This is a genomic window from Nocardiopsis listeri (assembly GCF_020741345.1).
In the GTDB taxonomy this organism is placed as follows: Bacteria; Actinomycetota; Actinomycetes; order Streptosporangiales; family Streptosporangiaceae; genus Nocardiopsis; species Nocardiopsis listeri_A.
The window spans coordinates 1-8,812 of sequence record NZ_DYZD01000423.1; the positions used below are offsets into that span (position 1 = coordinate 1).

The following is an 8,812-nucleotide window of genomic DNA, read 5'->3' on the forward strand; positions in this document are numbered from 1 at the left end:
ACGCGGCGGGGAAGGAGGAAGAACCCACCCCCACCCCGCCCAACAACCCCAAGACCACCCACCTGAGACGCTCCACGCACCGACCCCTCACCCCTCACCCGAAGCGCATCACCGCGGAACCACATGCTCATTCCTCCAGGCCAAGGGCCTCTCCAGCCCTTCGAGTAGATTCCTGAACAGCTATTTGAACCCCTATCCGATAACCGCGCTGTTCAGGCGCTCGCATCCCATTCAAAACCTCCACTCATGCCAATCAATGGACGCACGATCGGAGCGCGAGTGTGCGCCATGCCACGCCCATTCCTCCGGGGCATGTCCGCATGAAATCCCACAGAAGTGGCAGGTACCGGGTGAGACAGGCAAGCGACGCCACCGATCCTTCAGGAGGGCTCATGAGCCGGTCGGAGAAACTCAGGGGCAGCGCCACCCAGGTACGCGGCAGGGTCAGGGAACTGGCCGGGCGGGCGACGGGGAACTCCCGGATGCGCTCCCGTGGCCGTTTCGAACAGTTCAAGGGAAAGGCCATCCGGCGTACCTCGAACTTCAAGGACAGCGTCCGTGGAACCGTGCGCGACCTGCGCGCAGGCAAACGCTGACCTCACGCCCCGAACCACTTACCCCATAGCCCACGCAGACGTACAGGGGCCGGCCCGGACTCTCGGGTCGGCCTCTTCGTTGGGATGAAGCGGAACCCGACGAGTCGGTCCGCGCATCCCACGGTTCGAACGCCCGCTCACCGTGTCCCGCCCAGCCCTGTGGAGGCCATCACACCGTGGACTCCCCGCTTCCACCGGCTCCCCCGATGATTCTCACCCACCCTCCGGGTACGGCCCGATCGCCGTCATGCTCTTCGAGGAGAAGGAGGGCCACTGGGACCACCTGGACCTCCTCGTACTGCTGGAGTGGTTGCCGGGCGTCTTCGTCGAGATCGAATCGCGGGAGGGCGCCGACCTTGCGGAGCTGCGCGCGCTGGTCGGATCTCTACGTCCGGTCGAGGAGAGTGACGCCGTCGTACTGGCGGCGCAGGTCACGGGAGGGCCCCGCCGCTGAGTGCTGTTCCTTCCCCGTAGCCCCGCAGTTCTCGGTGGTCGTCCTGGAGCGCTTCGACGAGTGCCCGCACGGCCGGAGGGAACGTGGTGCCTCGGGTCATCAGCACGAAGGCCGTCTCGGGCAGTTCGGGCAGCCCGTGGTCCCGGTGGACCAGCCCCTCCGGGATGAGGGAGCGAGCGAAGGGCATGACGCCGAGTCCGGCGAGGGCCGCCGCACGGAGTCCGCTCAGGCTCCCGGAGGTGCAGGCCACGCGGTGCGCGCGCCCGGCGGACATCAATGCGTCCAGCGCGGCGTCGCGGGTCAGACTGGGCCTGGGGTAGAGCACCAAGGGGACCGGCTCGTCCTCGTCGACGCGGACGTCGGGGGCCGATACCCACACCAGCGGGTCATGGAACAGGATCCGTGGCCGAAAGGCGTCCACACCGGTGGTGGCGTTCAGGCGCATGGCGAGTACGGCGTCGAGTTCCCCGGCCCGTAGCCGGCGGTGCAACGTCACGCTGAGCTCGACGGTGAACTCCAGGTCGACGTACGGGTGGAGCGCGCGGAAGCGGCGTAGGAAGTCCGGCAGGCGGGTCAGGGCGAAGTCCTCGGAGACACCGAACCGAACCCGTCCACGCGGCTCGGAGGAGACCACGACGCCGATCGCCTCGTCGCTCAGGTCGAGGATGCGTTGGGCGTATCCCAGGAAGGCCTCTCCGGCCGCCGTCAAGCGCACGGTGTGGGTGTCGCGCTCCAGCAACGTCCGCCCGATCGTGGTCTCCAGGCGCCGCACGTGTTGGCTCACCGCGGACTGGCTCAGGCCGAGTCGCCGTGCCGCACCGGAGAAACTGAGCTGTCCGGCCACCGTGACGAAGGTGCGTACCCGCACCAGGTCGAGTTCGCTGCGCATGGTCTTCACGTTAACTGAATACAGTCAGTACGGTATCTCTGTTTCCGAATGACCATTCGGCCGGGAGAGTGGACGCATGCTCTCCCGTCTGCGTCGCGTCATCGACCCGTTCCTGCTTCTGTTGCTGCTGTTGCCCGTGGTGGCGACGTTGGCGCCGGCACGCGGCGTGGCCGCGGAGGCCTTGGACCACATCACGGTCGTGGCGATCTGTTTGCTGTTCTTCCTCCACGGGGCCAAGCTCTCTCCCGCGCAGACCCGCGAAGGGTTCTCCCGCTGGGGCTTCCAGTTGCTCGTGCTGGCCTGCACGTTCCTGGTCTTTCCACTGCTCGGTCTGGGGATCGTGGCGTTGCCGTCCTCGGTGCTGAACCCGGTGATGGCCACGGGTTTCCTGTTCCTGTGCATCCTGCCGTCGACCGTGCAGTCCTCCATCGCGTTCACCTCGATCGCCCGTGGCAACGTGGCTCTGGCGGTGAGCTCGGCGTCGATCTCCAACGTGCTCGGGGTGGTGCTCACCCCGCTGCTGGCCGCTTTCCTGTTGGGTTCGGCGGTGGAGATCACCCCGGAATCGCTGCTCGGGATCTTCGGGCAGCTCGTGGTGCCCTTCGTCGCCGGTCAGCTTCTGCACCGGCGAATCGGGGCGTGGCTGAAGGAGCACTCTCGCGCGGTGTCGGTGGTCGACCAGGGATCCGTGCTGCTGGTGGTGTACGCGGCGTTCAGCGTCGGGGTGACGCAGGGGCTGTGGCAGATCGTCCCGCCCGCGCAGTTGCTCGTGGTCGTCCTGGTCTCGTGTGTGCTCCTGGCCGTCGTGCTCGCCCTGTTCACGGGTCTGGGGCACGTGTTGCGGTTGGAGCGGGCCGACCAGATCGTCCTGATGTTCTGCGGTTCGAAGAAGAGCCAGGTGAGCGGTCTCCCCATGGCCATCCTGTTGTTCCCGTCGGAACAGGTGGGGATGTACGTGCTGCCGTTGATGATCTTCCACCTGATCCAGCTGTTCGTCTGCGCGGTGATCGCCCGCCGGGCGGCCTCCCGTGCTCCGGCGCCCGCGTGAGGTGGAGGGCACGACCTGTGCTCGACCCGCCTCACCAGCGCCGAAGCGTTCTGACGGGGTCGGTCACCGGTCCCGGAGCCGGGCGACGTGATCGAGCCAGTCGTCGATGATCCGATCCTCCAGGGTCGGGTCGGTGCGCATGATGCGTGTGAGTTCGAGTCCGCGCACCAGCGCCATCAGGGTTTCGAAGGCCGTCTGGGCCGCCCGGGGGTCGGTGATACCCGAATGCCGGTTGAAGAGGTCGCGGAGCGCGGAGCCGAGTCTGCGTTCGGCGGGCAGGAGCGCCTCACGGAGCTGTGCGTCGGTGCGCGAAGCGGTCCACAGTTCGATGGCCGCCTGGAACGGCGGGCCCGCCATCACCGACCGGATGGCCCTCACCATCTGTTCCAGGGCCTCGTGTCCCTCGCCCAGGTCCGCGACGAGTTCACCGAACTCCCGCAGGCGCATATCGGCGATGTGGTGGATCGCGGCCACGAGCAGCTCCGACTTCGAACCGAAGTGGTGCAGCAGGGCGCCCCGAGAGACCCCCGCCTCGTCCTGGATCCTCTGCGTGGTCGTGCCCGCGTGACCGTGGGTCACCAGACAGCGGATCGTCGCGTCGAGGAGCACTTCGTGGGTTCTCGCGCGTTGCTCTTTACGGGTCAGACCACTCACGCCCCACACCCTAACGGCCCGTGAACACGCCGAGCGGCGTGGGAGGGCGGCCCCACCGACCGCTCGGCAGGGCCACCCGGACCCGTGATCAGAGCTCCCGCAGCTCGCCGGCGGCGATCTGGTCACGGAGACGGAACTTCTGGAGCTTGCCCATCGCGTTGATCGGCAGTTCGTCGGCGACGTACCACCTCTTGGGCGTCTTGTGGGGTGCCAGACGTTCGCGAAGGTAGTCGTGCAGTTCCTCGGCGGTCGGCACCCGCCGCTCCGGGTCCGGGCGGATGACCGCGGCCACGCTCTCCCCCCACCTGTCGTCCCGCAGACCGACCACGATCGCTCCGGTGACGGCCGGGTGTCCGGCCAACACCTCCTCGATCTCCCGTGGGTAGATGTTCTCCCCACCACGGATGATCATGTCCTTCAGTCGTCCGGTGACCGTCACGTACCCGCGTGCGTCCATCCGTCCGAGGTCCCCGGTGTGCAGCCATCCTTCGGCGTCGATCGTCCGCGCGGTCTCCTCCGGCATGTCGAGGTAGCCGATCATGCGCGAGTAGCCGCGAACGCAGATCTCACCCTCGGCCCCGATCGGCCGAACCGCACCGGTGTGGGGTTCGAGGACGGCCACATCGATGTTGGGAAGCGGCCGACCCGCCGTGAACAGGTTGTCGTCACGGCCGTCCGAGGGTCGTGTCTGGCAGATGATGGGGCTCAGTTCGGTCTGGCCGTAGACCGCGCTGGCCGTGGCACCGCAGAGCTTCTCCCAGGCCTCGACCAGGGACGGCGGTACCGCGTCACCACCGGACATCACCACCTTCAGGGATCCGAGGTCGAAGCCGGCCACGTCGGGGTGCGCGAGCAGCGCGTGCAACATGGCGGGGACACCGCCGAAGATCTCCGCCCGGTGGTCCTGCATGGCGGTGAGCATCGTGGTGGGGTCGAAGATCTCCGCGAGCACGAGGGTCGCCCGTTGGTGGACCGAACCCATTCCGGCCAGGCCGCACCCCGCGGTGTGGAACAGGGGAAGGGCGGTGGCGAACGTCGCGCCCCGGGGGACCTCGCAGCGCTCACGCACGTCGATCGCGTTGGTGACCATGGCCCTGTGCGCGAGTACCGCCGCCTTGGGGCGACCGGTGGTGCCGGAGGTGAACTGGATCTGTGTGGGCGCCTGCGGGTCGACCACCGGCAGGTCGGTGCGCCTGTCGGTGGCACGCACCTCCTGGAGCCAGCCGGTGAAGGCGACGGCCTCACGGACCGCCGGCACCTCGGGCAGCACGCTCTCGATCAGCGTCGCCATGTCGGTGCCACGGAAGTCGTCGACGTGGAAGACCCCGACCGAGTGCGACTTGTCGAGCGCGTACTCCAGTTCGGCGTTACGGAGGGCGGGGTTGACGGTCACGAGTACGAGTCCGGCCAGCGCCGCCCCGTACTGGAGTACGAGCCACTCGGGAACGTTCGGCGCCCAGACCGCCACGTGCTCGCCCGGACGGAAACGGTCGAGCAGCCACGCAGCCGCGCGTTCGGCGTCGTCGAGCAGTCGACCATAGGTCCAGGTGCGGGCCTCGCGCTCGGGTGCGACCGAGACCAGGGCGAGCTTGTCGGGCGCCTCGGCGGCGGCCCCTCGCAGCAGCTCGCCCACCGTGACGTCGTTGATCGGTCGGCTCGTGTCCGCCGGCCACAGGGATTCGGTGAGGTGCGTCATCGGTGGTCCTCCTTCGCGGCGTCCTTCTCGGCGAGCCGGCGGCGCATCTCGGCGATCTCGTCCTCTTCGGGGAGCGGACCACCGCCGTCGGGGATGAAGCGGCCGGTGTCGCGCCACTGGACGGCGGCGGCGAAGCCGTGTTCCTGGGCGAAGTCGACGAACCAGCGGCCCTCGGGTGAGTGACGGGTGATGCCGTCGAAGAGGACGGCGAGGTTCTGGGTGCTCTGCAGGCCCATGTTGTCGTAGGCCTGGTTGATCATCATCTTCTGCATGACGAGCTGGTTGATGGGGACACCGGCCATACGGTCCACGAGCCTTTCGACGGTGGCCTCGAGTTCGTCCTCGGGCACGGCGTCCAGGACCAGCCCCCATTCCTTGGCCTGAAGGCCGTCGATGGTGTCGCCGGTGAGCAGCATGCGCTTGGCTCGCTCGGCCCCCAGGCGGTAAACCCACATGGCGGTCGTGGGACAGCCCCACACGCGCGCGGGCATGTAACCGATCTCGGCGTCCTCGGCCATCACGACCAGGTCGCAGGAGAGGGCGATGTCGCTTCCGCCCGCGACCGCGTATCCCTGGACCTGCGCGACCGTCGGTTTGGCCGACCGCCAGAGCGAGAAGAAGTGGTCGGTGTTGGCCTTCATCGAGCGAAAGTCCTCGATCGGGTCCCAGACCGCGCCCTGGTGGTCCTGGCCGCCTTCGGCGTACAGTTTCAGGTCGTAGCCGGCGCAGAACGCCCGTCCGGCACCCTTCAGCACGATCACGCGCACCGATGCGTCCTCGTTGGCCGCGGCGACGGCCTCCGCGATCTCCCGGGCCATCTCGGCCGTGATCGCGTTCAATCGATCCGGACGGTTCAACGTGATGTAGGCACGATGCTCGCGGACGTCATAGCCGACCGTGTTGCCGCTGAATGTCATGGACACACCTCATTCGCCTGGAGTGACACCTCTGACATTTTCACAGTCCGTCCAGACTGTCAATGAAATGAAGAGGGCTGTTCCCCCAGGTCGAGAACATGGTGGGCCCCATCGACACGGCTCGCGAGTCAGACGCGGAGCGTTCGACGCACACGACTCGGCCCCTCCCGCGCGTGTTCGCGGGAGGGGCCGGGATGACTCAGGAAGGGCTCGGGCGCCGGAGCGGTCAGGCGGCCCCTGCCGGAGAGCATTCGCCGCACACACCCCAGTAGACGACCTCGGCCTCGTCGATGGCGAACCCGTGTCCGTCGGAGGCGGTGAGACAGGGCGCGTGACCGACGGCGCACTCGACGTCGGCGATGGCTCCACAGGAGCGGCACACGACGTGGTGGTGGTTGTCCCCGACTCGCGTCTCGTACCGGGCGACGGTTCCTTGGGGCTGGATGCGTCGCACCAGGCCGGAGGAGGTCAGCGCCTTGAGAACGTCGTAGACGGCCTGGTTGGAGACCGTGCCGAGCTTCCCGCGCACGACGTCGATGATCGACTCGGTGTCCGCGTGCGGGTTGTCGTGCACGGCGGAGAGCACAGCTATCCGAGGGCCCGTCACCCGCAGAGCGGACTCGCGCAACATGTGCTCGAAATCCGAAGGGGTTGGCATACTTCCAGTGTGCAGAGTTTTCTGGAGTCAGTCAAGTTATGGGATATTTCCATCGGGCATCCCCTCGGTCTCGGTCGGGGCCGAGGGACGGACGGCGCCGGCCGCCCCGTGACCTTCGGGGCGGTCGGCGCCGTGAGTGCCAGGGGTGAGGCTAGTCGGTGCCGGACTCCATGGCGGCGTGGTCGAGCCACTCGTCCTCGTCGACCGAACCGCGCGAGGCGATGACCTCCGCGCCGCCCTCGGGCATCGCGCCGATGAGGCCGGTCGAGGCCGCCTGGGCGGCGCCGATCGACGTCGGGTGCTCGCTGCCGACCATGCCGAGCCGGGAGTAGTCCTCCAGCTTGGCGCGGGAGTCGGCGATGTCGAGGTTGCGCATGGTCAGCTGGCCGATGCGGTCGCCAGGACCGAACGCGGAGTCCTCGGTGCGCTCCATGGACAGCTTGTCCGGGTGGTAGCTGAACGCCGGGCCGGTGGTGTCCATGATCGAGTAGTCCTCACCGCGACGCAGCCGCAGGGTGACCTCACCGGTGACGGCCGTGCCGACCCAGCGCTGGAGGGACTCGCGGATCATCAGGGCCTGCGGCTCCAGCCAGCGACCCTCGTACATGAGACGGCCCAGGCGGCGACCGTCGTTGTGGTAGGCGGCGAGGGTGTCCTCGTTGTGGATGGCGTTGACGAGACGCTCGTAGGCGGCGTGCAGCAGCGCCATGCCGGGGGCCTCGTAGATGCCGCGGCTCTTGGCCTCGATGATGCGGTTCTCGATCTGGTCGGACATGCCCAGACCGTGACGACCACCGATGGCGTTGGCCTCCAGGACCAGATCGACGGCGGAGTCGAAGGACTTGCCGTTGATGCCGACCGGACGCCCCTTGTCGAAGGCGATGGTGACGTCCTCGGGGACGATCTCGACCTCGGGGTCCCAGAAACGGACACCCATGATGGGGTCGACGATCTCGATACCGGTGTCGAGGTGCTCCAGCGACTTGGCCTCGTGGGTGGCGCCCCAGATGTTGGCGTCGGTGGAGTAGGCCTTCTCCGTGCTGTCCCGGTAGGGCAGGTCACGCTCGACCAACCACTCCGACATCTCCTTGCGACCACCGAGCTCGTTGACGAAGTCGGCGTCCAGCCACGGCTTGTAGATGCGCAGGGACGGGTTGGCGAGCAGACCGTAGCGGTAGAACCGCTCGATGTCGTTGCCCTTGTAGGTGGAGCCGTCGCCCCAGATCTGCACGCCGTCCTCGAGCATGGCGCGGACCAGCAGGGTGCCGGTGACTGCGCGGCCCAGGGGCGTGGTGTTGAAGTAGGGGCGACCACCCGAACGGATGTGGAAGGCGCCGCAGGCCAAGGCAGCCAGCCCCTCCTCGACCAGGGCGGCGCGACCGTCGACCAGGCGGGTGATCTCCGCCCCGTAGGCGGTGGCGCGGCCGGGCACCGACTCGATGTCGGGCTCGTCGTACTGGCCGATGTGAGCGGTGTAGGTGCACGGGACGGCACCCTTCTCGCGCATCCACGCGACCGCGACAGAGGTGTCGAGGCCTCCGGAGAAGGCGATTCCGACGCGCTCGCCGGCGGGAAGGGAAGTGAGTACCTTGGACATGCATATAAGCATGCACCCTTATGAATGAACATGCAATTCGGATCGCGAAACGATGCTGTGAGCCTGGTCATCCCACGGTCCGATCCCACCCGGGCCGGCCGTTCGTCGACCTGGCCCCGGAAAAGGTTGACGGGTCGGCGACGGACGGTATATCGGTGGCACACGGTGAGTTCTCCGAACGGTGCGGGCCGGAGTCGGGGCCGCGAGCGGCACCGGACACCCCCTATCACCCCGAAGTAGGAGCCCCATGATCGTCATCGGTGTGTCCTGCGGTACCTCGACCGACGGCATCGACGTCGCCGC

General features: G+C 67.7%; 9 protein-coding genes. 3 read left to right on the forward strand and 6 right to left on the reverse strand.

All coding sequences use genetic code 11. The annotated features are described in order from the left end of the window. The first annotated feature begins 392 nt into the window (after nucleotides 1–392). Both K8V84_RS22825 and K8V84_RS22830 read left to right on the forward strand, forming a co-directional pair. A complete protein-coding gene (locus K8V84_RS22825; RefSeq protein ID WP_304078544.1) occupies nucleotides 393–596 on the forward strand; it encodes a CsbD family protein in 204 nt (67 codons plus the stop codon). A gap of 247 nt (nucleotides 597–843) precedes the next feature. Then, entirely contained in the window at nucleotides 844–1,050 is a 207-nt protein-coding gene (locus tag K8V84_RS22830) for a hypothetical protein (protein ID WP_304078545.1), read from the forward strand. On the opposite strand, the gene K8V84_RS22835 is transcribed toward K8V84_RS22830, so the two are convergent. Further along, nucleotides 1,028–1,939 carry a LysR substrate-binding domain-containing protein gene (locus K8V84_RS22835; RefSeq protein ID WP_304078547.1) on the reverse strand — a complete coding sequence of 304 codons (912 nt, stop codon included), beginning with the start codon at nucleotides 1,937–1,939 and terminating at the stop codon, nucleotides 1,028–1,030. The genes K8V84_RS22830 and K8V84_RS22835 overlap by 23 nt on opposite strands. Before the next feature lie 76 nt (nucleotides 1,940–2,015). On the opposite strand from K8V84_RS22835, the gene K8V84_RS22840 reads away from it, so the two are divergent. Beyond that, on the forward strand, nucleotides 2,016–2,987 hold the full coding sequence (locus tag K8V84_RS22840; RefSeq protein ID WP_304078548.1) for a bile acid:sodium symporter family protein: 972 nt from the start codon (nucleotides 2,016–2,018) through the stop codon (nucleotides 2,985–2,987). 63 nt (nucleotides 2,988–3,050) lie between these two features. Here the strand turns inward: K8V84_RS22840 and K8V84_RS22845 are convergent, their stop codons facing one another. The 5 genes from K8V84_RS22845 to argG all read right to left on the reverse strand — a co-directional run bounded on the left by K8V84_RS22845 (nucleotide 3,051) and on the right by argG (nucleotide 8,509). Then, nucleotides 3,051–3,641 (reverse strand): TetR/AcrR family transcriptional regulator, encoded by a 591-nt coding sequence (locus tag K8V84_RS22845; protein WP_304078550.1) that lies wholly within the window; start codon nucleotides 3,639–3,641, stop codon nucleotides 3,051–3,053. A gap of 88 nt (nucleotides 3,642–3,729) precedes the next feature. Continuing rightward, the gene (locus K8V84_RS22850) at nucleotides 3,730–5,337 is read right to left on the reverse strand and encodes a class I adenylate-forming enzyme family protein (protein WP_304078552.1); all 1,608 of its coding nucleotides are present in this window, start codon (nucleotides 5,335–5,337) and stop codon (nucleotides 3,730–3,732) included. Then, complete coding sequence (locus K8V84_RS22855) at nucleotides 5,334–6,254, reverse strand: crotonase/enoyl-CoA hydratase family protein (RefSeq protein ID WP_304078554.1); 921 nt, start codon at nucleotides 6,252–6,254, stop codon at nucleotides 5,334–5,336. The genes K8V84_RS22850 and K8V84_RS22855 overlap by 4 nt, the downstream gene beginning before the upstream one ends. Nucleotides 6,255–6,480: 226 nt before the next feature. Further along, nucleotides 6,481–6,912 carry a Fur family transcriptional regulator gene (locus tag K8V84_RS22860; RefSeq protein WP_304078556.1) on the reverse strand — a complete coding sequence of 144 codons (432 nt, stop codon included), beginning with the start codon at nucleotides 6,910–6,912 and terminating at the stop codon, nucleotides 6,481–6,483. A 151-nt stretch (nucleotides 6,913–7,063) separates the two neighbouring features. Next, nucleotides 7,064–8,509: an argininosuccinate synthase gene (gene argG, locus K8V84_RS22865; RefSeq protein ID WP_304078558.1), complete on the reverse strand. Its 1,446-nt coding sequence runs from the start codon at nucleotides 8,507–8,509 to the stop codon at nucleotides 7,064–7,066. Nucleotides 8,510–8,812 lie beyond the last annotated feature (303 nt).